We start from the raw sequence: 23,797 nt of genomic DNA, 5'->3' as shown, positions 1-23,797 counted from the left end.
CCTATATACTTGTTTGAATCAACCCTCCATATTCAAACTGCTGTAATACTTTCGTTCGAAGTTGTTGGAACGATTGAGAAGTTTTATTTCGCGGATAAGGCAAATTATTTTCAATCACTTTATGTATTTTCCCTGGTTTTGCACTCATAATGATGATTCGGTTTGAAAGATATATCGCTTCGTCTATATCATGTGTAACGAATATCATTGTTGTTTTCTTCTGCCCCCAAATATTTAGCAATACTTCTTGTAAATGACTTCGAGTAAAAGCATCCAGCGCTCCAAAAGGTTCATCAAGTAATAATACATTTGGATCTCTTAATAACGCTCTCGCTATCGCAACACGTTGTGACATCCCGCCTGAAATTTCTTTCGGATACGATTTTTCAAAGCCATCTAACCGAACGATTTCAACCCATTCTCTCACCTTATCTTTCACATACTTATCTTTTAACGACAAATCTGCCGCTATATTTTCTTCAACTGTTAACCATGGAAAAAGCCTATGTTCTTGAAAAATAAAACCTTGTTTCTTGCTCGTTTTTAAGATAGGCTCCCCGTCAATAACAACTTCACCTTCAAAATCATTATCTAGACCTGCAACAATTTTTAGTAATGTACTTTTTCCGCACCCACTCGGACCAATTACTGTAACAAAATCCCCTTCCTCTAATTGAAAATTAATATTCTCTAGCACTTGAACCGTACCAGTTTGTTTCAAAAAATATTTTGATACCCCATCAATTGAAACAGTCATTTCTTCCCCTCCTTAAAATGATTCATATAAATGAACAGATTCAGTATTTGTGCAATAAAAAAACCAAAGGCATTTTATCTGTTGATAAAATGCCTTTGGTTTCTCCAATCAGCAATACGTTATGGAATTAAGTACATATTATACAAATATTTCCGATAAGTCAACTAGGTTTTATTAAAACATACATATGATTTGTTTGAACATTTTACTTTTGTTTATTTAAACGACGTTTACTTACTATTTTTTCTGATCTTTAATCCACTGTAACCAATAAGAAAACTCACACGCTAAATGCATTTGATGGGATTTAATTAGACTATTAGGACAAAGGACTGGGAACTCAACAACTAGACTTACTTCTATCCCTTTATCAGTATCTTTAAATTGATGTCGAACTCCACCAATAGTAGTACCATCTTTCATACGTGCAACACCTGTTGATTGGTATTGATAAGATTTATCTCTCGGTGTTTTCAATCCGGTTTCGTCACCAAAAACAATGAAAAATTGAACTGGAAACGGAGAATTACCAGTAGTTTCGATAACCTCTAATTCATTTTCCCCAAAGGGTCTTAGTACATAGTGATCAGGACAAGCAGATAAATTCACTTTGTTATTTTCACGTGATTGTTCAAGCATCAAACTATCAATTCCATGTATAGCTACTTCTGCTGTAATCCCGTCTAAATAAATACTAGTTTTTGAAAATTTTCGTCTATCACCAGATAAAAGAGTACAGATACGCATACCTAATGCACTTAATCTAAGTTTTGATTTCAACTTTTCGTACATTTCATTGTATGTATATCGCAACTTTATTTCCGTTAGCTGTTTTATCATGACGTCTGTATCATTTATTTCAAGCTCTTTATGTCCTAATGTATATAATACTTTTTTATCCGTTCTCTTTTCCATTTTATAAGTTGCTCTTGTGAGATATTATTTCCATCGATAATAATTTTCATAAACTTTCTCCTTCCTTTTGATTGTATCGTAGTGTAGTTAATACTAAATTAACCATTTCATGTTTTGTATCTAGATTCAACTTTACTTCTGAATGAGCAATACTGCTAAGACCGTATAGAATAAACCCAGAAGCTAATAATGAGTTATCAGTATAAAAAACCCCTATGTTTATTCCCTCTTCAATTACTTGTCTAATTAACGGTTGCATACGTGCGAATAATTTCTGTTCCAGTTGAAAATGTTGTTCCGTCTGAAACGAACTCACATTTTTATAGGGTGCTAACTTTTCAATAAATGTCCAAAATATATCTAGTGAATCTTTCATCTTTTGCATGACAGACCTTTCATTTGAAACAAGTATTTCTTCAATTAACTCCATATTTTTCACAATACAGTCATTTAAAACTTCATCAACAAAATTCTCTTTAGACTTGAAGTAATAATAAAATAAGCCCGTTGCTACACCTGCATGATTCACAACATCTTTTATGCCAAATCCTTTCATACCATTTTTCATATATAGTTCAAAACCAATATCCATTAACTCTTGGCGTCTTACATCTGGTTCTTTTGATATTCTTTTCATACGTCATCTCCTACACTGTTTTCACCACGACTGAATCTGATTCAATCATAAACGACTGAACTTGATTCAGTCAATATTATTTCATAAATTTAAAATCGATTTAATAACTAAGCGACGAAATTTCTACAAAAAAAGAGTAATCTCAAGAGATATGCTACTAACCTTAGATTTATCAAAAAAGTTAGATCATATAACTTGAGACTACTCATTCCCATTCAAAATATTTATGTAATTAAATTTTATTTCCTCTGCACCCTGGCTGTCTCCAAAACTATTGGTGGCAGCTCTTTTTGAATGATTTCTTTTAATCCATAAAGAGCTTTCTTCACATAACCACCTTCGAAATTTCCTAATGGTTCTGGTAATTCATCCTCATCCAATATGAAGTATTCTCCATTTGGAAGTACCATAATATCGATGATTAAATCTTCAAAGGAAACCACTTCATCTTTTATTTGTGTGTTTTTTACGATATTAAAATAGGAACCTAAATACTTTCCTTTTATATCTCTCCATACGTATAAATTGTACGGACGATCTCTCCAGTAATATGCGATTGTATAACTCCCTTTTGGGATTGTTAACTTAGTATCATTTGCAGTCATTGTAAATGAATACTGCACCTCGTGAAATAAAACGATACTTTGTGATTGCTTTTCAAGTAATAAGCAATTGTGATCTACTATTGTTGAGTTATACCGGATTTTTCTTTCTATAATTTCAATTTTCGATGTAAGTAACTTATTCATTATTTTGTTTCCCTTATGCTAGTTCTATCCTCAATTATATCTATTTATGTAGTGATAAAGAAGTGTATAGTTTTTATATAATGATTTATACAAGTACATAATAAAACTCCTTCTTATTTAGAAAGAGTTTTTCACTATCCATGTTTCATATTTTTTCACTTCTAACGGAAACTCATTTGTTTTCATGCAACTAACAGTACTATTACTCATGTTTTAACTTTTCATTAACCGCATCATAAAATTTTCGTTCTTCATCAACATTTAAGTAAACACGACTTACTGTTTTAGAAAAGCCGTATAACAACTGCGCTTTCACTGGCTCTTTTAATGTTATTTCAAAAGTAGCAGGTTCTTTTATGAACTCCATAACAGTTGCATCCAATACCTGCTTCCCTTCTTTTTCCGTTAGCAATTCACCCTTGTAGAACGCAATATTATCAATTTGTGTAAATGGCATAACAATTTTCTTTCCTAATCCGATTTGAATGATTACTTGTTCTTCTGTTACGACAAGTGGATTTTTGCGCATCGCTTGTATTTCAGCTATAAAATAAATCATCGCGTATACATTTAAAATAAGTAAAATCCATGCTATTACTGGATTCCACTGATGTAGTAAATAATGAAAACCAATGCTTTCAATTGCTGTTGCGTGAATAATCATGATATACACACCTATAGCACCAGTCTTTTTATGATATGAGTATACAGATTTACCTGTTGGTACTTTTTCACGCCACGATAAAAACGCATAATAGATTAACTTACACTCTGTTAGAATGACATCTATTAACTTACCTCTTTTCATAGTAGCGTCAAACGCTGCATCAATTGCATAAGAAAAGGAATAATTTTCTCTTCTATATTCTTTATATTTTTTATTATTTTAGGAAGCACTCTAACAATTTTATAGAGAAGGAATAATTCTAGACCTACAAATGCAATTTCAGCCGCAACAATAATATAAGAGATGAATGAAAAAGCTTGTAAATAATCACTTGGAATAATAAATCTTGCAAAAATATAACCAGCTATTACAACAGGAACTATATATGTTAACGAGTATCTTTTTCGAATAATGAAGAAATACGTGATGATTGGAATGACAAACATGCAATCTAATAATGATCCAAGCACAACTTCTTTCGGCGCAACTGGTACAATTGGAAGGGCATACAATAAATAGTTTGATAGCATAATTAAAGAGACGAGTCCAATCCAAATACCTTTTCGCCTTCGTGATAGTGTAACCTTCATACGTTCACTCCTTTATTTAAAAACCTCATTTAAATGGTCTTTATAAAATGAAATGGCACGTTCAAATTCTTTTACTTCCTCTACTTTCACGACAGTTTCAAGTAATAATTTCATCGCTGATTCGTGATCGTTTACGTTATATTTTGCTAATGATAAAAATACTTTCATCGGAGCGTTCTCTGGAAATTTTTTCACCCCAGCTTCTAATACTGTAATTGCCTTTTCATATTCCCCTATACAACGATATGTACTTCCTAAACCAATATAAGCACCGCAAAGCGATTCGCCATCAAGTCCATTTGCGATTGCCTGCTCATAATACGGAACTGCTTCTGTTTCTAGCCCCATTACATCATGTATCCACGCACACTGATACAGTACTTCTGCATCCTTTGTAAAGTTTGTTAATCCTATAAGCATCTCTTTAGACTGCGCATATTTCTTTTCATTTCTAAGTTTAATAGCTTGCTTTAATAAATGTTCCATAGAATCCACTCCTCACCAATTATTCTGTGTATAGCTCTTGATTGGTATACGCTTCACATTCGTGTAAAAGTAAAATTCCCACCAATTAAAGTTTCGCTTACTTATTACTATGCGGATTCATTCTCATCTAAAAACTTAATTTTAAAAAGCAGTGACACGATTACATAATACCTCTAAGCTTTTGACAATTTCTTTCGCTGTTTCATCTTTCCCATTACACAACTTCCCTTTACCATCCTGTCCAATTACATAATGCACAGCCCCGCGCGAATATAAAGAATGTGGTGAATTCGCAATCATTACATTCGCCCTTGCTTCTTTCATTCTATTTTTTGCTCTTTCAAACAGTTCTTCTTCATTTAAATCACTTTCAAGTTTAAAACCAACAAGTACTGTTTCTGGGTCCCATTCTTTTATTTGTTTTAATACCTTTGGAGCCTTTTGAAAGTGAATAATCGGTGCTATATCACTTGAAATTTTTCCGTTCATATTAAGAACATTACCATCTTGATCACAAATTTTCTCTACAATCCAATCTGATCCAGCCGCTGCCATAATGACTGCATCAACCTTTTCATGTGATATGATACTTTTCATTTTATCTTGTAAATCAACGATTCCTTCAAATGGATGTAATTCTAACCCTCTATGTACATCACTCGGTTTCTCCGCAAAATAACCGTGTAAATATATAACATGTGCCCCTTTAGCTAGAAGTTCTTCTGCGATTATCCTTCCGATTGTACCTTTGGCCATATTCGTATGCCCGCGTACTTGATCCCATTTTTCTAGACAACCACCGCTCGTAATTAATACCTTTTTCCCCTTCATTGTAACCATCCCTTACTAATTTTTCTTACGAAACCATTCTGTTCCAAAGTCAACTATATCACGCTGTTTCATTAGACGACACGTTGCATTCCCTATCTTCCCATTTTTTACAGTTCCTTTTCGCTCAAACTCCACACCAATTTCTACAAACTTCTCAGATTCGTAATCCATTTCAACAAACTCTTTCCACACTCTTTCACCGTTTTCTATAATAGGTGCTCCTACTTGTATTAACTCACATGCACCAGAACGCACCTCGGATAAATGAACAGACGTATTGGAATCATATCCAACACCAATTAATAATACGTACCCGTCTAAATCATATATTTTTCTTAATGGAGATTCTTCTCCAAAGCTCATTGATAACGAATGGTTCATTGTTATTTCTACTGCATGTTTTCCCCATGCAGCAAAACTTCCTAACGGATGATTACTACGTACTACATTCGGATATGTACGAAAACATTCAACTATTTCACCCATTCCCCTTGTTGGGGTTATACGTGAATCAAATGCTGGGACGTTATCTCGGATAATTTGCCACCAGTCTTCCGGTACAGGTGGTCTTGACCAATGTTTCGGATCGGACAAATCCGAAGATTGCGTTGGCATTATTATCGTTCCTTCTTCCGTAACAACTTTCATTAATGCTTCTACTACAGCAACGGCACCACCAGATATCCACCCGATAGAACTTAGTGATGAATGAACGATAATTGTCATTCCTTTTTCGACTCCTAATGCTTTTAAATCTTTTGTTATTGTTTCGATTGTATTTGGAAATTGTGTACTTGCTACTATTTCATTCATTTTCATATTGGTTCCCCCACTAGCCACGTAAATTTAAACTTTTATATAAATATATTATCATATTTTTCTTAATTTTTAACTTAATCATATTCATTACTACAAAAATATGTATATTATTATACTGAAGCCTCAAAACTCTATTAAAATCGTAGATAATGATGAGCGAGAGTTTTTTTGAAATGAAGAAAAATGTAAATCCTATTTTTTCAAACTATACTCCATATGCATATTTTATACTATTTTTCCATGTAACAATGAAGTCTTTCTATCCCTGGATATTTTTCTCCTAAACTTTTAACTTGAAAACCAATTCTTTTATAAAATTCTACCGCCCCATCGTCTGTCTCCGCTTCTATATAAGTCAATTGATATATCCTTACCACTTCTTTAATCATTTGCAGTGCAATTCCTTTTTGACGATAATCTGGAGCCACTGCTATATGACATATGCGTGCTTTAGTTTCTCCGATTATTTCAATACCTAGACAAGCTTTTTCTTCATATTTGTACAAAGTCCCTTTATTACTTTGATAAAATATTACTGCCTTCTTTAAGCTTATTTCATTTGGACCGACGGCATATTGTAGCACATTTAATATTGAATCTTTCTCAATTTGTTTAACACACTGTAAATTCATACTTTCATCCCTTTCTATGAAAAAAGACTAGCTCTTAATAAAAAGAGCTAATCTCATTACGCCGTTATTTTTTCTTCTTTTTTTACAACGACAGCCACATAACTATGAAGTATCATTCCAATAATAACGAGACTCATACCAATCCAAGATAATGATGATGGGATTGGTGCAGATAACCAGATCAACTCTCCTACTAGCGCAAATAAAACTTCACCAGACTGCGTCGCTTCCACTGTTGCTAATTTTTGCGGATCATCTTTCACAAGATCTGTTGCAAAGAAAAATAATACTGTCGCGATTAACCCAGAGCTAACTGCTACAATAAAACATTGAAAAACTTGGCTATTTGACGGTAATCCGCCTGTTGATACTTCGTAACCAGATAATAAAAACCAAAATGGTAAACTTGCTAATGTCATACCGAGTACTCGCTGAAATACATCTAATTCCCCTTTACAAACTTGCATCATTTTTCTATTTCCAAGAGGATACGCAAATGCTGCAATAAGTACAGGAACTACACATAAAACGGTTTCACGAATACCTAATGAAGAAGCATGTTCTACTTGCATGAGAACGACACCGAATAAAATAATGCCCGACATTACTAATTCCTTCATCGGAAGTTTTTTATGTAGTGGATCCACCGCAAAAAATGGTGTTAAAAAAATCCCTGCAACGATTGTAATTTGCCATGTTGATGCAACGAGCCAACCTGGTCCGAACGCTCCAGCAAAACTAAGCGGTGCATAAAAGAGACCAAATCCAACGATACTCCACACTAACCATTCTTTCGGATTGTTTTTCATATATTGAAAGAGTTGCTTTAAGTTCCCTCTATACATAACAATAAGTAATAGCATTGGAACCATAAAATAATACCGTAATGATGCACTCCAAATCCAGCTTCCACCTTCTAAGTCCATTGCCCTGTTCAAAACAAAAGTAAAGGCAAAGAAAAATGATGCCAGTATTCCTATAACAATTGCTTTCATTGTAAAACCCCTTGTATTTAATTTTTTATCTCTATGACCTATATTTTAGTATACGCGATGAAAAATCTACATTCAAACTTACATTTCACTTTAGGATGATGAAGGAATTGTAGTAGATTTACATGGGAATAAAGTGCATTGGTATGAAATCGAGGCCATTACATATCAAAATTTTCAAGGGTCAAAATCTACTTTAATCTCGACCCACTATACTCACCATGAAAATATACGCATCCGCTATAAAAGATGGCTACCAACTATTGCACATTCAATTTACTGGTTTTCTATTGAGAAACCAAAAGATTATCATAAAAATTTAATGATAGCTTGGGAAGAAAAGCGAACGAATAAAAACAAACGCCTCCTTTAATTATTATTTAGGGGCGTTCGTTCATTCAAAAATTAAAGAATATGTAGTTTATATTCTCTGTATAATTTCCTCAATCGACTTATATGAGCTTGATGATACCGATTATGATCTGCTATATGCCATATTCCCCATCTTATTGTCGCGTTTTCCCCTTTTTCATACAAAACTTCCCGCGTTAAATCAGTTTCTGTTAGTTTCATACATTCTTCATAAAACAATTTTTGCACTGCTTCATAATCTTGCATTAACTCTTGCAATGTGTTTTTTCTTAAACTTGGTAATTCTCCTACTTCATTTAACATAGGACCATATTTATTTTCAAATGCTGGCGGAACATCTTCTCCCTTGAAACGATACACCCAATGTAAATCAACAACTGCTAAATGCTGAAGTAACTGCCCAATACTATTTTCATTATTTTCAGACCCTTTATAGGATAGTTCGTTCTCTTCAGTACCTTCGACTAACCTTTGCAATCTATTAAACGTATCAGCAACCGTCGCATACAAAATCGCTACTTGAGGGTCCATTTTACTTTCTAAATGGAGATCTTTCATACAAAACTTCCTCTCTTAAAAGAACAACACCATATGTTCATCATCACTATACACACCATTCATTTTTATAGCCCTTTTTTCAATTCCGTATGTTTTAAATCCCATTGACTCATATAATCGTTTGGCTGGTTCGTTCGTTGACACAACCCCTAAATTCAATTGCTCTAGCTTCATCTCTTTTGCCCTTTCAATTGCTTTACGTATTAAATCACGTGCAAGACCACTTCTTCGATTTTCAGTATCCACATACATTGCAACGATATGTCCTTTATGCTTATATGCGTCTTTTTCTTCTGTTAATAAAGTAACAACCCCAACTAAACGATTTTCATTATTAAAAGCACCAAATGTAAAACTACTGTTGGATGAAAGATTACTAGCAACTCGTTCAAGAGGGTTTTCTTGACGTACTGCTTCTTCATAAGTCGTTATAAATGCTTCTGGATTTACTTGTAGTGCTTGTAAACGCAACTCCCAATATTTTTTTGCATCCGCTTTTGTAAGTAATCGAATCATTTTATTTTCCCCTTTTTAATTTACATAATATTTTTATAGGTTATTATTTTTTTGATTCATACTCTTCTTTTAATATACTGTAACGATAGCGATGAATGAACTTTCCCTGTCTCAATCGATCATTTCTCATTAACCCTTCGCATACAAATCCGGCACTTTCATAACTCTTTTTAGCTTTTGTATTATCTTCATCTACACGTAACCAAATTTTCTCCAATTCAAACTGAGAAAAACCTATTTGTAACATGCTGTTTAGAGCTGCCATTCCAAATCCTTTACCCCAATAGTCTTTATTTCCAATCGCAATTCCTAGTTCAGCATTTTTATTTGTTTTATCAAAATTTTTAAGGTCTACCCATCCAATATGTATACCTGTCTCAGTAACGATTGCCCTTTGTTCATAACCATTTTTTCGGCTTATACAAGCTTCAATCCAGTTTCTCGTATCTCCACGAGTGAACGGAGGATATTGATCTGGTACGACTAAATGCTTTGTTACATCTCTATCTAATGACCATTGATAGCGATCTTCTACATCATCTAGTGTCAATTCTCTTAATTGAACATATGGTACATTCATTTTTTTCTCCTCTCTTTATTTACCAATAGAAAATCCTTCGAACACTCTTCCACCATACTGTTCTAACGTCTTTTCTATAAAATGAATTAATTCATTTTTCCCTCCCGTTTTATAAAAATGATCAAAAGCGGCTACAAATTTGTTTGCATATTGCTCATCATATCTTTTTAGCACTCTAATAAACCATTTTGAACTCCCAAGCCACTTACCATTTACTCTTAATACATATTCATGTACTAAATCGGCTAATAAATTAGCGATAAACAATTCTTCTTCTCTTTTTGTTGCACCAATAAAGTCATCTAAAGTATCCGTAATAAAATATCGCTTCTGCTTAATCGTTTCTTCGGTCCATTTAGCTGGTCCTTTATGTAGTAAATCATTCGCTTCTTTTTTTAATTTCTCAACAATTTCCTGTTCCCCTTTTAAGGCAATCCCTTCTGAAACTAATTGTGGTAACGACGGCCTCCCTCGATCACAATCCATTTTGAAAAAGGTTTTATATGTTTCGAAATTATGAACAAACACCTCAACAGGCCATCCATTACTATAGAAAGATTCTCTATAGCAAGAAGTTAAACTTTGATCGACTATTACAATGTCAAGGTCAGATGTTTTCGTCGCTTCTCCTCGTGCAACGCTTCCGCCGAGTAAAGCTACATCACAATTCGGAAATTGTAATGTAATTATGTTTTGTGCTGCTTCAATTGGTTTCATAACCGATCCTCTTTTCTTATTTCACTTTCTTTTTTTCAGCTCTTTCTCTCGCTTTTTTTATATAGCTTTCTGCATCTGGTGTTTTACATGATGTTGCACCATGATCAACCTCTATTTTTCCAATTTCACTTGCAATTTCAATCGCTTGTCGCTCTAAGTCTTCATTACGAATTCCTATTGCGATTAAAGCACTATTCATCGCTTCTTTTTTTCGATTTTTTTCATTATGTATATTTTCTTTAATCTCTTCTAAGTACGGAGAGAAGAAATCATCATGTAACGTTTTATTTTTAATCGCTATATTTGCTAATAAAGACCAGCCAGCTCTTCCAATCCATTCATCATTAGACTTTGTCCACTCTTCCATTCTTTCTATTGCAATTGGCGAAGTACATATAGATGTCATCAGAACATCCATTAAACAGTAATAATCAACATCCTGAATCCAACTATTAAGCTGTTCTGTCGTTATTTTTTTCGGGTCTAAAATATAAGTTGCTAATGTCATTGCGTCCATATTTTTCGTTTCCCACAATTCAACTGCTAAATCGTGATCTTTTTTTATCTTCTTTTTTAACAATTTTAAATTCGCAAAACTAACTCCAAATAACGGCTCTTTCGCTCCGTGGTTTTTATACGTTTTTCGATTTTGTTCTGTTCCATATTCCTCTAGTTGCCGCATTACTTCCTCAAGTAACATATACCCACCTCTTTATCTTTTATGTTGACTGTATATATGTATGTACGATATATTCTACATTACTTTTTGGTTTTCCTATATTTATTTTTAAAATACGGTATGTGAAATTTTTAAACATTGCACAGCTATACCATCAAAAACTGTACATGTTAAACATACAGTTTTTTGATGGTATCAATTTTGCGTAGAATAAGATATAAACTACGAAAGAACTTTTAATAAGATGTGTATTTCCAACATGTTTAGAAAACGCTTCAAAATGGTTTACTATCATACTTTTATACCTCCTTCATAAATTATGTTTACTACATTTGTTCTTAGCCAAAATACTTTCTACATTTTAATAACTCTCTCAATAAAAATTTCTTATATAAAAATCCCTACAAACACTGTAGGGATTTATGTCTAAATCATTTTGTTACACTCTATTTCATATGAAAATAGTTTTCTTATTCAGATGCATTCATAAGCACAATTCTCCAACCGTCTGGATCCTCTATTGTGGTTCCTTTCTCTATCCAATACGGGTTTTCAGGTTCTACCTCATGATAGCCCATATTACTTAATCGATTCACTATCTTTTCAATTTCATCTTTAATAGGCATATAAAAAACTAGTAAATTATCTTTTGTCGGTGCCGGACATGGACTTCCATTAACATGTGTAGTAAACTCCAAATGATACTCTTCATCTGGTAAGCCAAACATAACCCCATCATATCCTTCATGATTGTGAAATTCCCCTATACGTTTTAAACCTAATCCTGTTTCATAAAAACTTATCACTTCTTCAAATTTATCTGTTGGTCTTGCAATTCTAAATTGAACCCAATTCTTCATGCAAATCTCCTCCTTTTCATTTTCCAAAGCTTTATAGTAATTAGTATAGGTTACATATATTCCCTTTAACATCCCTCATTAGTGTGAACTTCCTAAGTTGAAAGACCTATTAGTTAATAAACAATAGGACTTTAGTATAAAATTCATATAAAATTAGCTATATAAATATAGAGATGAATTACAAGCTATTACGTATGAAATAGTTCTCCTTGCAGGGCCTTTATATACCGATCAGCAGATCTTTGTACAGCTTTATTCGCATCTTCCACCACACCATGAAATGCATTATATAGTCGACTAAATTGGATATCTTTTACCTTCTCTGCCATATCTCTAACTTTATTCGCTGGTAATGGAATGAGATTGGGATAACTATACATAAAACTTACCCATTTCCGATCCGAAACTACTTGTATAATATCACCTGATAACAAAATACCTTTCCCTTCATTACCGTCTTTCCAATGTATAACAGTTCCACCCTTAAAATGGCCTCCTAAGCGATGCAATGTAAGTTCTTCTGATAATATCAGATGCTCCCCAGACCAAAATTTAATTTGCTTACTCGGACGAACCACCCACTCTTTATCATCTTCATGAATATAAATAGGTACATTGAATGTTTCCGCCCATTTAACTTGTGTAGAGTAATAATGTGGATGAGAAAGTGCTATTGCTTGAATACCACCTAAATCATATATACGTTGTATCGTTTTATCATCTAAATAACTAATGCAATCCCACATAACATTTAGAGTTTTACTTTGTATTAAAAATGCTGTTTGTCCAATCGCAAATTTAGGTTTAGTAGTAATGCTATACAAACCGCTTTCTTCTTTTATTATTTCGTTTTTGTATAAATTGCTATTTTGCATCGTTTCTAATGTTGTCCATGACTGCCCAATTGGATTAACATATTGTCTTTCCTCATTACAAATTTTACAGCGAGAAGGTGCTTCTTCATTTTCGGGATACTGTACTCCACATGTAGTGCAAATATAATTATCCATATTCCCACTCCTTTTTTCATGTAATTGTTTCTTTACCAATATTTTAATAAAAAACAAAAATATTCGAATCAATAATTGGAACGAAAATGAAATGATACGAAAGTATGATTTGGTGATTGAAAGTTTAAATAATAAAGTTTAAATTCATCCTATTTTTCAAAACTGCAATTGATATAAAATCTTGCATACTTTTGAATAAACTTTTTTACACTTGTAAAAAAGTTTTTTTGCATTTCCCTACCTATAATTGCTAATATAGTAGAGTAGAACTTTTATAGAGAGAAGGAAAATTATGCACAATGGAATTCGAATGACAACTTTAGTAAAAAGGGCTATGTTAGTTTGTGCGGGGGTATTATTCACATACGAAGTGGCTTTTGGATCAGTACATACTGCTCTAGCTAGTACAGAGGATGAAGCAAAATCTGTTCAACTTGTAAGTGAGATTCAAACATCTCTTGCTCCGAAAGAAGCTCCAAAACATTATAACGGGCAAGTTAGAAAAGTCGCTTATTTAACATTTGATGACGGTCCTGGAAAATACACAGCTGAGCTTTTAGATATGTTAAAGAAAGAAAATGCAAAAGCAACATTCTTCCTAATTGGTTCAAACGTAAAAGCTTTCCCTGATCTTGTAAAACGCGAAGATGCTGAAGGTCACTACGTTGGGATGCACAGTATGACTCATAACTACAAGAAACTTTACACTGAAGGTCATTACGTAGATGAAATGAAGGAAGACCAAGGCTTAATCGCTGGTGTTTTAGGTAAATCACCAGTATTAACTCGTCCATCTTACGGCTCTATGCCAGGATTAAACGAAGCTCTTCGCAACAAAGTTGTAGAAAATGGCTTAAAAGTTTGGGATTGGACAATTGATTCTTTAGACTGGAAATATAACAAAATGCAAGTTGATGCTGCATCTGCTAAAATTGTAGAAAACGTGTTACATGGTGCTACAAATCCAACAGAAGTTATCCTTATGCATGATATTCATCCACAATCAGTAAAAGCAGTTCCTGGAATTATTAAAGGACTGAAAGAAAAAGGATATGAATTAGAAGCATATAATGAGAACGAACACTTCCCATTAAACTTCTGGCATGATAATCGTATGTAATGAAAAGACTTGATTTCCTTTAGCTGGGAATCAAGTCTTTTTATCATTTTGGGAATTACTCCTCGTATATTCGACTCAAACTCCCCCTTCTCTAATATCAATAAAAATTCAAAATCACATGTTATACTATAATTTAGTTTAAATAAGTAGGTGCCATATGATCGTATATACAGTACAAACTGAAGAAGCATGGAAACAATTTAAGAAACTTGGTTATTTAGAAGGTAATAAAGAATTCATCGATCCAGACGATGTATATTCATATGACTGGATGGTGCGCGTCGCTAAAACAAGATTGCCTCATTACGAAGGTAACTATCCTATTTGGGTCTGGGAAGCAAATAATTACCCAAATCGAAATCATAAAGCTTGGGGTAGAACAAATTCAAAAATGGTAATTTTAACACTAGATGTACCGAAAGAATGGGTACTATGGAGCTATTTTGACTATTGGTGCTGTGCTATGACTGATGGATCAACATATTTACATACAAAAAATAAGTGTACTTTAGATGAATGGTATACATATATGGATAAAGAATACGGGATAATATTTGATTTCGACTATTTATTATCTCATCCTGATTGGTGTCTAGGTAAAGAGGATTCGTTAGAAAAACAAGGTGTTATCGGCAAAACACCCCTTTCCTTCGTGAAAAAAGTAAGACGTTTTCGTGCTAAGACAGATAAGTCTATTAGTAAAATTCGAAGTGATAACTGGGATAATAGAAAAGAAAACCGCATTAAAAAGATGAATCGAAAATTAAGAAAGCGAACCGATAAACAAAAAAGAATACAAAAGCGACTTATACGAAATTAAAACATATATCAAAATACAGTAAGAAATTATGGATTGAATATACAAATTCAATCCTATTTTTTATATTATCAACACTTTAGCACATATTACTCTTAAGGAGTGATGTGTATATGGATTTTCTTTCAGCCGAATATTTGTCCGCCCTACTTGCCATCATTGTAATTGATTTAGTGTTAGCCGGTGATAATGCCATTGTAATTGGATTAGCAGCAAGAAGATTACCGAAAGATCAGCAAAAGAAAGTTATTATATGGGGAACTATCGGGGCAATCGCGATTAGAGCCCTCGCTACCTTAGTTGTTGTTTGGTTGTTAAAAATACCAGGGCTACTTCTAATTGGTGGTGTACTCCTTATATGGATTGCTTATAAATTAATTGCTGAAGGCAAAGATCATGATATTAAGGCCGAAGAAGGATTTTGGTCTGCTATTAAAACCATTATTATTGCTGATGCGTTAATGGGCATCGATAATGTACTCGCTGTTGCAGGAGCTGCCCATGGTAACTTTTCTTTAGTAATCATCGGATTATTAGTGTCTATTCCAGTAGTCGTATGGGGCAGTACATTGATTTTAAAATGGGTAGATCGTTTTCCTGTCATCATTACGATTGGAGCAGCCGTTTTAGCTTATACTGCCGCGAAAATGATTGTAGATGAGAAATGGTTCGCTGGATTTTTCGAAAGTAACCCTTTCGTTAAATGGGCATTTATCATTATTATCATCATCGGTGTAGTTTTCTTCGGAAAGGCTAAACAAAAAGCAACAGCTGGTTCTGTCTCATAATGATGGTATATTTACAAATAAAAGGCGCTATCCATATGAATAGCGCCTTTTATTATTTATTTAGCTTCCCCTTCCGGAGTCGTTTTTACCTTCGTTTTGTTTTTATCGCGGTTGTTATAGTTATACTTCGAACGATCTACTGGAGTGAATCCTTCCGGTGTGTAGAATCGTAATAAGTCACCATTCACGACTTGGTCAGAGTATTTTAGTGAGTTTTGAACCATTTGTTCATTTTTCTTTATTTCATCTGTAAATTCTACAGGTTTTCCAGTAGTTGTATCATAGTATTTGCCGTTTAGTGCAGTAACTGTTGGGCTTACGTAGTTACCGTTACGGAACGCAACGACTTGTTTATGATCTGGTGATAATAAATCAGAACCGAATTGAACATAATTCTTTGTATCTGTACCTAGTAAGTGTAATAGCGTTGGAAGAACGTCAATTTCACCACCGTATTGATGTTGTACGCCACCTTTCACTCCTGGTACACGAACGATTAATGGTACACGTTGTAACTGTGCATTTTCAAATGAGTTCATTTCTTTACCCATTACTTTTGACATTGCTGCGTTATGATTATCTGAAATACCGTAATGGTCTCCGTACATAACAATAATTGAGTTATCATATAAACCAGATTGTTTCAAGTAATCGATGAAGCCTTTTACAGATTCATCTAAATAGCGTGCTGTTTGGAAGTACGTATCTACTGATGAATCACCTGTTGTTGCTGGTTCAATCGTTGCTTCTGCCTTATCGATTGGATAAGGGAAATGGTTCGATAACGTAATAAACTTCGTATAGAACGGTTGTTTCAACGTTTGTAATAACGGAATAGATTCATTAAAGAACGGTTTATCTTTTAACCCGTAGTTTACTACGTCTTTTTCATTCATATCGTAGTATGACGCATCAAAGAATTTATTAAAACCAAATGATTTATAAATATCGTCACGGTTCCAGAATGTTTTGTAGTTACCGTGGAATACTGCTGATGTGTATCCTTGTTGTCCTAAAATAGCTGGTGCTGATTGATACGTATTATGAGATTTCGTTGTAAAGACAGAACCTTGCGGTAAACCAAACATTGAATTCTCTAACATAAACTCCGCATCAGATGTTTTCCCTTGTCCTGTTTGATGGAAGAAGTTATCAAAATAAAGTGTATTCGCATCTTTTGTAAATGAGTTTAAGAACGGTGTAACTTCTTGACCATTTAATTTGTAATCAATTAAGAAGTTTTGGAATGACTCTAAATGAATGTAAATTACGTTCATTCCCTTTCCTTTACCGAAATACTCAGGATTTGGACTTGCATAAGTTGATGTTAAATAATTTCGTACTTCTGTCATATTATCGCCATCAGCTAATGCTCGTTCTGTCGATGCTTTCGCACTTTGAATTCCATCATAAATTGTGTAGTTGTATGCACCTAAATATTTCACAATATAATTACGGTCAAACGTTCTTGTTAATAATTCAGGACGGTCAGACTCTGCAAGACCTAAGTTAACACTGAATAATAAAATACCTGCTACAAATACTAGAGATAATTTATGCTTCGCAACACGAATTGGTTTTGGATTTGCAAATTTTGTTGCGACTAACACAATTAATATAATCGTGTCTAAGAAGTATAATGGATCATAAAGATGTAGCAACGCAAGAATACTACCACCTAAATCTCCAAAGTTATTCGTTTGTGTTAATGTCGGGAACGTAATAAAGTCACTGAAAAAGCGATAGTATACTACGTTTGCGTATAAAAGAATCGACAATAACAAATTAATGATAATTAACCAAATATAAGATCGTTTCCCTTTTGCAAATAATGCAAGTCCTAAAAATAGAACTGCTGAACTAAGCGGGTTAAAAAACAGCAAGAATTTTTGAATTGTGTTTGAAATTCCTAAATTGAATTCCGTTACATAAGCTGCATATGTTTTGAGCCACAATAAAATAACGGCAAACAGAAAGAATCCAAAATGATTGCTTAACACGCTTTTGCTCTTTAATAAGAACTGTTTCATTTCTCCACCTCTTTTGATCATCCAAGGCTTATTTTTTTATAAGTCTGTCTCTCTATTCAAATTTTCTTCTTCAAATAGATTATCTTTATTTAACTATATGAAGAATATTAGTAATTATAATTTGAAGCTAGTATTTATTCAACTATTTCTTTCTAGACATTTTGACCTTGGTTTCTATTTAACAAAATAAATTTGTAACATTTCCTGTTTTCCCCAAGATTCATCCACTAATTATGACACCCCATACTATATACCTTTATAAACTCATTCGCAAACTATTCTATCTCCAAATTTGGTACATATTTCACATGACAAAATAATACGATTTGATTATATTACTCCACTTACATTTCCCTTCTTCAACTAACTCTTTAAATCTTAAAGTCATTACATCCCTTCATACATGAAAAAATTCTCCTGTTCATTAATATTATATTTGAATAATTATTCATTTGACCGACCAGCGATGTTACGTTTTCTCGACAAAAAAACTCGCTCTAAAAAGAGCGAGTTTTTTCATTATATATTATTGACCTTTGTACATTGCATCTACTTGTTTTTGAAGTTCCTCATTTTCTAAGAACTCATCATAAGTAGCCTCTTTATCGATTACGCCGTTTGGTGTTACTTCGATAATGCGGTTTGCAATTGTTTGCACGAACTGATGGTCATGAGATGTGAATAAGATTGTACCTTTGAATGCAATTAAACCGTTATTTAATGCTGTGATTGACTCAAGGTCTAAGTGGTTCGTTGGATCGTCAAGTGTGATTACGTTCGCACCACTTAACATCATTTTAGATAACATACAACGAACTTTTTCGCCTCCAGATAATACAGAAACGTTCTTCTTAACTTCTTCACCTGAGAATAACATACGGCCTAAGAAACCACGTAAGAAGCTTTCAGACTCATCTTGTGGAGAGAATTGACGTAACCATTCAACTAAGTTGTAATCACTGTTCTCAAAGTACTTAGAGTTATCTCTTGGGAAGTAAGATTGAGAGGTTGTAACACCCCATTTGAATGAACCGCTATCCGGCTCCATTTCACCCATAAGAATTTTAAATAATGTTGTCATCGCAATATCGTTACGGCCGATAAATGCAACTTTATCACCTTTATTTAAAGTGAAGTACACATTATCTAACACTTTTTCACCATCAATTGTTTTAGAAAGACCTTCAACAGTTAATAAGTCATTTCCTACTTCACGCTCAGGTGTGAAGCCAACGAATGGGTAACGACGTGATGACGGTCTAATATCATCTAATGTAATTTTGTCTAATAATTTTTTACGAGAAGTTGCTTGTTTCGCTTTAGAAGCGTTTGAACTAAAGCGTGCAATGAAGTTTTGTAACTCTTTTACTTTCTCTTCTTTTTTCTTATTAGCATCTTGTGTTAATTTTAAAGCTAATTGGCTTGACTCATACCAGAAGTCATAGTTACCAACATAAAGTTGAATTTTACCGAAATCAAGGTCAGCCATGTGCGTACATACTTTATTTAAGAAGTGACGGTCATGGGATACTACGATAACTGTGTTTTCAAAGTTCATTAAGAAGTTTTCTAACCATTGAATCGCTTTTAAGTCCAAGTGGTTGGTAGGCTCATCTAATAATAGAATGTCAGGTTGACCGAATAAAGCTTGAGCAAGTAATACTTTTACTTTCTCTGCCCCAGTTAATTCTGACAATTTCTTATCATGAAGATCTTCACCAATACCTAAACCTTTAAGAAGAATTGCAGCTTCTGACTCAGCTTCCCAACCGTTAAGCTCAGCGAACTCACCTTCAAGTTCAGCAGCGCGCATTCCATCTTCATCACTAAAGTCTTCTTTCATGTAAATAGCATTTTTCTCTTGCATTACTTTGTAAAGTTGCGTGTGACCCATAATTACTGTTTCTAATACTGGGAACTCTTCATATTCGAAATGGTTCTGTTTTAATACTGCTAGACGCTCACCTGGCGTAATATGTATGTCACCTGTTGATGGTTCAATTTCCCCAGATAAAATCTTTAGAAATGTAGATTTACCAGCACCGTTTGCTCCGATTAAACCGTAGCAGTTACCTGGCGTGAATTTTATGTTAACATCTTCAAATAATTTGCGATCCGCGAAACGCAAACTAACGTTACTTACTGTAATCATTTGTGTCCTCCTACTAATACCGCTTATTTCAGCGTTTTCTCACCGATTGTCTTAAAAAATCGCATATTACGACTCAATTATTGTAGACTATAGCTATTATATAGTAGAAGCTGGATGAATAGCAACGGTTGATTACCTTTCTACAATGAAATCGGATAGTTTTTGTCCATTCCCCTAGCTATTATATGTATATCATCGACCTCTTTCTCATATAACCTTTCACTGCTCATTCTGTCATATATCGGATTCATTTTCATCTGAAATATTATATACCGAAAAAACTGTAGAGAAATCATTCCCTACAGTCTCTTCTTATTTCGTATTTATTATTTTCTCTTTGTAACTCTTCATTTTACTCGTTAACCCTATTAACGCCGGTAATAATATCGGCATCACAATTAAAGCTAATAGAAGAAGTGCAACGCCAACTACGGATGCTACTTGTATAAGCGTTAATACACCTGAAGGGATTAATGCAGCAAATGTACCACCTAAAATAAGTGCCGCTGATAATACGACTCCTCCGATATGACGAGAAGCAGTTACAATTTTCGTCGCTGGGTCCCCTTCTAACTCATTGTATCTCATCATTACAAAAATACTATAATCCACTCCTAAAGCGACAATCATTATGAAACTAAAGAATGGAACATTCCAGCTTAATGAATCTACATGTAAAATATGCGTACTAATTTGTTCACTTATCCCTAATGATGCAAAGTAAGCTAATAGTAACGATCCAATAATAAAGATGGTGTTTAATAATGAACGTGTAATCACAATTAATACAATCGCGATTCCAATTAACATAATTGTAGCTGTACGTAAGAAATCTTGCCCAGTTACTTCTTTTAAATCAACGTTTCTAGCTGTCGTTCCTCCGATTGCTGTTTTCGCATGATTTAATTCCGACCCCTTCAAAGTACCATCTATTGTGTTATTGATTTCTTGAATAATTGGCATCGCTTCTTTTGAATACGGATTTACGTCTAAAATGATTGTCATTTTAGCAGTCTTTCTATCATGTGACATGTACGTATTCAAAGCTTTTTGGAAATCTTCTCCCTCCAAAACTTCTTTTGGAATATAGAATTTCTCAGAGCTTTTTGATTCGTTCAGTTCTCCTAAATATTTCTGAGCATCCCCTAGGCCATTACTTACCTTTTCAAGGCCTTCTGTACTTTTAGTTAGTCCGGATTGTAATTGACCCATCTGTTCTTGCAAGTCTTTCAGTCCGGTTAATAGCTGACCTTGCCCATCGTTTATTTTCGTTAATCCGGTTTGTAACTCAGATGACTTGTTCGCAATTTGTTTTGAACCTGAAGCACCTTCATTTAATCCATTTTTAAGATCAGCTGCTCCTTTTTGTAACTTAGTAACTCCATTGTTCATTTCTTTTAAGCCATTATCCACTTTCAATAACGATTGATTCGCTTCTTTAAATGATCCCATCGCCGCATTATGCTGCGCTTTCAATTTATTTAATTCATTTGAAAGCCCACCTAATTGCTTTTGAGCCTCTTTAGCAATTCCTATCGTCTGCAGAATGTTAGGATCATTTGCTAATTCTGGTTTCGTTTGAATGAAATTGGTCATTAACATTTCAATTTGTTCATAACCTTTCTTCGCACCGTCAATCGCTTGAGAAATACTTCCGAAGTATTGATCGTAAGAACTTAAACCTTTTTCTAACTGTGTATAGCCAGCATGAAGTTGTGAAGTTGCTTGAGATAATACACTTATATTTTCATTTACTGAAGTTAACCCACTCTCAATTTGCCGCGCACCTTGTGCTCCGTCATTTATGCCATTGGATAGTTGATTTAAAGCTGTTCCTAATGCTGATACACCACTTTTCGCTTCATTTGTTCCATCAATTAACTTTTGAACGTTCGCAAGACTATTTGAGTCCTTATTACCCATCTTATCTTTCGCAGTAGTTAATCCATCATTAATTTCCTTTATACCACCATTGGCATCTCCTAAACCTGTATTTAGTTCACCCGCTTGTTTATTTATATATAGTTCTTTAATCCTATCACCAGTTGGACGTGTCGGTGAATATACTTCTGAAACACCTTTTACTTTCAAAATCTTATCAGTTAGTTCATCTAAAGCTTGAAGCGAACTCGCCTCATCTAACTTGTTATTCGATTGAATGACTAACGTACTTGGTGAAGAAAAACCAGGTGGAAAATGTTCTTCTATTACGTTAATCCCCATTTTCGACTCATATTTATTGTCTACTTCAAATAAATCGTTGTAATTAAGTGTATTAGAATACTTTAATATGAAAGGAATTGATATCACGAATACAATAATTAAAGCTACAAATGGTCTCACTACTGAGTTTTTCGCAAAGAATCCCCATAGACGACTGTCTTCATGACCTTTAAATGTTTTAACGGGATAAAACATCCCTTTTCCTAAAAGCACCATAAAAAACGGATTTAACGTAGTTAATACTAGTAATAAAACTGCGACACCAATTGCTACCGCTGAAGTAGATTGATATAGTTTAAAACTCGCTAAAGCAAGAGATGCAAAACCAATTAGTACTGCTATCCCGCTATATAAAACGGTTTTTCCTGCCGATTTAAATGTTTCTTTCGTAGCCAAAAATGCGTTTTCTTGTTTACTTAATTCTTCTTTAAATCTCGTAAATAATAAAATGTTATAGTCTGTTCCAACCCCAAACAGGACAACAACGACAAACACTTGTGTAAAGTTAGAAAATGGAAAATTAAATTGATCTACTAAATGAGCAATAATCCCCATTGAAACTAAATATGATACCCCAACAGTAAGAAGAGAAACAATTGGAACAATAGGTGAACGGAATACAATGATTAATATTACAAGAATGAAAATGATTGAAATAACTTCAGTCTTTTTCACTCCCTCTTGAGAAGATGTAAGGAAATCTCCTGCTATTAAATCACTTCCTGTTAAGTACGTTGTTACCCCTTTCGTTTTCACTTTATTATGAAGGTTATTTGTAACTTTCGATATTTCACCATACTTTTTATCTATCGATATTTGCGTTAAAATAGTCGTATTATCTTTAGAAACTAATTGTTTCTCTAATTCTTTATTATCTAAATGTGAAACAACTTCTTTAATTCCTAATTGTTCTTTTTCATTTTGCAAAGCGTTGATTGTTTTTATTATTTCCTCTTTTTGCTCAGTCGTTAAAGCTGTTTTACTGTCACTATTAAAAACAACTATAATGTCATACTTTTCTGTCCCGTCTTTATCCATTTCTTTTATCATTTTGTCAGCAATACTACTTTGTTCTGTATTAGGAATCGTAATGTGCCCTTTTTCTTTCACTAATTTATCCATATTAGGCATCGTTACGATCATTGTAATGGTAATAACTATCCATAATAGAAAAGATAAACTTCTCCAATTTTTCAGCTTGCTCATTTGCATCATCTCCCGCGATTAAAATTTACGTTTGTTACGGAATGAATATTCATTCCTATTATTCTATTACATTATTTGTAAACTCTATTAAACT

At 33.7% G+C, this 23,797-nt stretch carries 20 protein-coding genes and 3 pseudogenes; 3 read left to right on the top strand and 20 right to left on the bottom strand.

Annotated elements, in window-relative coordinates; translation table 11 throughout:
• Position 1: 1 nt before the first annotated feature.
• The 17 genes and pseudogenes from IQ781_RS01515 to IQ781_RS01435 form a co-directional block, all read right to left on the bottom strand.
• The gene (locus IQ781_RS01515; RefSeq protein WP_139846748.1) at positions 2 to 757 is read right to left on the bottom strand and encodes an ABC transporter ATP-binding protein; all 756 of its coding nucleotides are present in this window, start codon (positions 755 to 757) and stop codon (positions 2 to 4) included.
• A 237-nt stretch (positions 758 to 994) separates the two neighbouring features.
• Positions 995 to 1,722 (bottom strand): annotated as a pseudogene (locus IQ781_RS01510) (hypothetical protein).
• Entirely contained in the window at positions 1,719 to 2,309 is a 591-nt protein-coding gene (locus IQ781_RS01505; RefSeq protein WP_063220335.1) for a TetR/AcrR family transcriptional regulator, read from the bottom strand. Before IQ781_RS01505 ends, IQ781_RS01510 begins: the two are co-directional and overlap by 4 nt.
• A gap of 239 nt (positions 2,310 to 2,548) precedes the next feature.
• Positions 2,549 to 3,058, bottom strand: coding sequence for a ribonuclease FAU-1 family protein (locus IQ781_RS01500; protein WP_001037884.1), 510 nt, complete (start codon positions 3,056 to 3,058; stop codon positions 2,549 to 2,551).
• 202 nt (positions 3,059 to 3,260) lie between these two features.
• Positions 3,261 to 4,315 (bottom strand): annotated as a pseudogene (locus IQ781_RS01495) (hypothetical protein).
• Between the two features lie 12 nt (positions 4,316 to 4,327).
• Positions 4,328 to 4,801 carry a tetratricopeptide repeat protein gene (locus tag IQ781_RS01490; protein WP_000400636.1) on the bottom strand — a complete coding sequence of 158 codons (474 nt, stop codon included), beginning with the start codon at positions 4,799 to 4,801 and terminating at the stop codon, positions 4,328 to 4,330.
• Positions 4,802 to 4,942: 141 nt separating this feature from the next.
• Positions 4,943 to 5,632: a phosphopantothenoylcysteine decarboxylase domain-containing protein gene (locus IQ781_RS01485; protein ID WP_000676726.1), complete on the bottom strand. Its 690-nt coding sequence runs from the start codon at positions 5,630 to 5,632 to the stop codon at positions 4,943 to 4,945.
• 15 nt (positions 5,633 to 5,647) lie between these two features.
• Positions 5,648 to 6,451 (bottom strand): AAC(3) family N-acetyltransferase, encoded by an 804-nt coding sequence (locus IQ781_RS01480; protein WP_000783346.1) that lies wholly within the window; start codon positions 6,449 to 6,451, stop codon positions 5,648 to 5,650.
• Positions 6,452 to 6,681: 230 nt separating this feature from the next.
• A complete protein-coding gene (locus IQ781_RS01475) occupies positions 6,682 to 7,083 on the bottom strand; it encodes a GNAT family N-acetyltransferase (protein WP_001053116.1) in 402 nt (133 codons plus the stop codon).
• Between the two features lie 56 nt (positions 7,084 to 7,139).
• Complete coding sequence (locus IQ781_RS01470; protein ID WP_074047321.1) at positions 7,140 to 8,078, bottom strand: DMT family transporter; 939 nt, start codon at positions 8,076 to 8,078, stop codon at positions 7,140 to 7,142.
• A 402-nt stretch (positions 8,079 to 8,480) separates the two neighbouring features.
• Complete coding sequence (locus IQ781_RS01465; RefSeq protein ID WP_063220333.1) at positions 8,481 to 9,005, bottom strand: DinB family protein; 525 nt, start codon at positions 9,003 to 9,005, stop codon at positions 8,481 to 8,483.
• A gap of 15 nt (positions 9,006 to 9,020) precedes the next feature.
• The gene (locus IQ781_RS01460; protein ID WP_000620314.1) at positions 9,021 to 9,521 is read right to left on the bottom strand and encodes a GNAT family N-acetyltransferase; all 501 of its coding nucleotides are present in this window, start codon (positions 9,519 to 9,521) and stop codon (positions 9,021 to 9,023) included.
• 43 nt (positions 9,522 to 9,564) lie between these two features.
• A complete protein-coding gene (locus IQ781_RS01455) occupies positions 9,565 to 10,101 on the bottom strand; it encodes a GNAT family N-acetyltransferase (RefSeq protein ID WP_063220332.1) in 537 nt (178 codons plus the stop codon).
• Positions 10,058 to 10,818 (bottom strand): annotated as a pseudogene (locus IQ781_RS01450) (nucleotidyltransferase domain-containing protein). Before IQ781_RS01450 ends, IQ781_RS01455 begins: the two are co-directional and overlap by 44 nt.
• A 16-nt stretch (positions 10,819 to 10,834) precedes the next feature.
• Positions 10,835 to 11,518 (bottom strand): DNA alkylation repair protein, encoded by a 684-nt coding sequence (locus tag IQ781_RS01445; RefSeq protein ID WP_000923471.1) that lies wholly within the window; start codon positions 11,516 to 11,518, stop codon positions 10,835 to 10,837.
• 449 nt (positions 11,519 to 11,967) lie between these two features.
• The gene (locus IQ781_RS01440) at positions 11,968 to 12,357 is read right to left on the bottom strand and encodes a VOC family protein (RefSeq protein WP_000800667.1); all 390 of its coding nucleotides are present in this window, start codon (positions 12,355 to 12,357) and stop codon (positions 11,968 to 11,970) included.
• A gap of 188 nt (positions 12,358 to 12,545) precedes the next feature.
• Positions 12,546 to 13,367 carry an MBL fold metallo-hydrolase gene (locus IQ781_RS01435; RefSeq protein WP_000371021.1) on the bottom strand — a complete coding sequence of 274 codons (822 nt, stop codon included), beginning with the start codon at positions 13,365 to 13,367 and terminating at the stop codon, positions 12,546 to 12,548.
• Positions 13,368 to 13,659: 292 nt separating this feature from the next.
• Between IQ781_RS01435 and IQ781_RS01430 the strand changes: the two genes are divergently transcribed.
• The 3 genes from IQ781_RS01430 (at position 13,660) to IQ781_RS01420 (ending at position 16,092) form a co-directional block, all read left to right on the top strand.
• Positions 13,660 to 14,487 carry a peptidoglycan-N-acetylglucosamine deacetylase gene (locus IQ781_RS01430; protein ID WP_000551452.1) on the top strand — a complete coding sequence of 276 codons (828 nt, stop codon included), beginning with the start codon at positions 13,660 to 13,662 and terminating at the stop codon, positions 14,485 to 14,487.
• Between the two features lie 157 nt (positions 14,488 to 14,644).
• Complete coding sequence (locus IQ781_RS01425) at positions 14,645 to 15,307, top strand: DUF3841 domain-containing protein (protein ID WP_063220330.1); 663 nt, start codon at positions 14,645 to 14,647, stop codon at positions 15,305 to 15,307.
• 110 nt (positions 15,308 to 15,417) lie between these two features.
• Positions 15,418 to 16,092 carry a TerC family protein gene (locus IQ781_RS01420; RefSeq protein WP_000346930.1) on the top strand — a complete coding sequence of 225 codons (675 nt, stop codon included), beginning with the start codon at positions 15,418 to 15,420 and terminating at the stop codon, positions 16,090 to 16,092.
• A 56-nt stretch (positions 16,093 to 16,148) separates the two neighbouring features.
• Here the strand turns inward: IQ781_RS01420 and ltaS are convergent, their stop codons facing one another.
• From ltaS to IQ781_RS01405, 3 genes are all read right to left on the bottom strand, one after another.
• Complete coding sequence (gene ltaS, locus IQ781_RS01415) at positions 16,149 to 18,122, bottom strand: lipoteichoic acid synthase (protein WP_000808770.1); 1,974 nt, start codon at positions 18,120 to 18,122, stop codon at positions 16,149 to 16,151.
• A gap of 526 nt (positions 18,123 to 18,648) precedes the next feature.
• Complete coding sequence (locus tag IQ781_RS01410) at positions 18,649 to 20,274, bottom strand: ABC-F family ATP-binding cassette domain-containing protein (protein ID WP_000633864.1); 1,626 nt, start codon at positions 20,272 to 20,274, stop codon at positions 18,649 to 18,651.
• 312 nt (positions 20,275 to 20,586) lie between these two features.
• The gene (locus tag IQ781_RS01405) at positions 20,587 to 23,703 is read right to left on the bottom strand and encodes an MMPL family transporter (RefSeq protein ID WP_139846746.1); all 3,117 of its coding nucleotides are present in this window, start codon (positions 23,701 to 23,703) and stop codon (positions 20,587 to 20,589) included.
• Positions 23,704 to 23,797: the final 94 nt, after the last annotated feature.

This window comes from Bacillus sp. N447-1, assembly GCF_022701035.1.
GTDB classification, from domain to species: domain Bacteria; phylum Bacillota; class Bacilli; order Bacillales; family Bacillaceae_G; genus Bacillus_A; species Bacillus_A cereus.
The sequence above is the reverse complement of the archived record's forward strand: the minus strand, read 5'-3'. Positions and strand labels throughout refer to the sequence as shown.

Excerpts from the sequence above, each read along its gene's own strand:
- IQ781_RS01465 (WP_063220333.1), bottom strand. The coding sequence starts at position 9,005 with ATGAAAGATCTCCATTTAGAAAGTAAAATGGACCCTCAAGTAGCGATT.
- IQ781_RS01440 (WP_000800667.1), bottom strand. The coding sequence starts at position 12,357 with ATGAAGAATTGGGTTCAATTTAGAATTGCAAGACCAACAGATAAATTT.
- IQ781_RS01480 (WP_000783346.1), bottom strand. The coding sequence starts at position 6,451 with ATGAAAATGAATGAAATAGTAGCAAGTACACAATTTCCAAATACAATC.
- IQ781_RS01410 (WP_000633864.1), bottom strand. The coding sequence starts at position 20,274 with ATGATTACAGTAAGTAACGTTAGTTTGCGTTTCGCGGATCGCAAATTA.
- IQ781_RS01430 (WP_000551452.1), top strand. The coding sequence starts at position 13,660 with ATGCACAATGGAATTCGAATGACAACTTTAGTAAAAAGGGCTATGTTA.
- IQ781_RS01515 (WP_139846748.1), bottom strand. The coding sequence starts at position 757 with ATGACTGTTTCAATTGATGGGGTATCAAAATATTTTTTGAAACAAACT.
- IQ781_RS01405 (WP_139846746.1), bottom strand. The coding sequence starts at position 23,703 with ATGAGCAAGCTGAAAAATTGGAGAAGTTTATCTTTTCTATTATGGATA.
- ltaS (WP_000808770.1), bottom strand. The coding sequence starts at position 18,122 with ATGAAACAGTTCTTATTAAAGAGCAAAAGCGTGTTAAGCAATCATTTT.
- IQ781_RS01445 (WP_000923471.1), bottom strand. The coding sequence starts at position 11,518 with ATGTTACTTGAGGAAGTAATGCGGCAACTAGAGGAATATGGAACAGAA.
- IQ781_RS01505 (WP_063220335.1), bottom strand. The coding sequence starts at position 2,309 with ATGAAAAGAATATCAAAAGAACCAGATGTAAGACGCCAAGAGTTAATG.
- IQ781_RS01490 (WP_000400636.1), bottom strand. The coding sequence starts at position 4,801 with ATGGAACATTTATTAAAGCAAGCTATTAAACTTAGAAATGAAAAGAAA.
- IQ781_RS01500 (WP_001037884.1), bottom strand. The coding sequence starts at position 3,058 with ATGAATAAGTTACTTACATCGAAAATTGAAATTATAGAAAGAAAAATC.
- IQ781_RS01435 (WP_000371021.1), bottom strand. The coding sequence starts at position 13,367 with ATGGATAATTATATTTGCACTACATGTGGAGTACAGTATCCCGAAAAT.
- IQ781_RS01485 (WP_000676726.1), bottom strand. The coding sequence starts at position 5,632 with ATGAAGGGGAAAAAGGTATTAATTACGAGCGGTGGTTGTCTAGAAAAA.
- IQ781_RS01460 (WP_000620314.1), bottom strand. The coding sequence starts at position 9,521 with ATGATTCGATTACTTACAAAAGCGGATGCAAAAAAATATTGGGAGTTG.
- IQ781_RS01425 (WP_063220330.1), top strand. The coding sequence starts at position 14,645 with ATGATCGTATATACAGTACAAACTGAAGAAGCATGGAAACAATTTAAG.
- IQ781_RS01455 (WP_063220332.1), bottom strand. The coding sequence starts at position 10,101 with ATGAATGTACCATATGTTCAATTAAGAGAATTGACACTAGATGATGTA.
- IQ781_RS01470 (WP_074047321.1), bottom strand. The coding sequence starts at position 8,078 with ATGAAAGCAATTGTTATAGGAATACTGGCATCATTTTTCTTTGCCTTT.
- IQ781_RS01420 (WP_000346930.1), top strand. The coding sequence starts at position 15,418 with ATGGATTTTCTTTCAGCCGAATATTTGTCCGCCCTACTTGCCATCATT.
- IQ781_RS01475 (WP_001053116.1), bottom strand. The coding sequence starts at position 7,083 with ATGAATTTACAGTGTGTTAAACAAATTGAGAAAGATTCAATATTAAAT.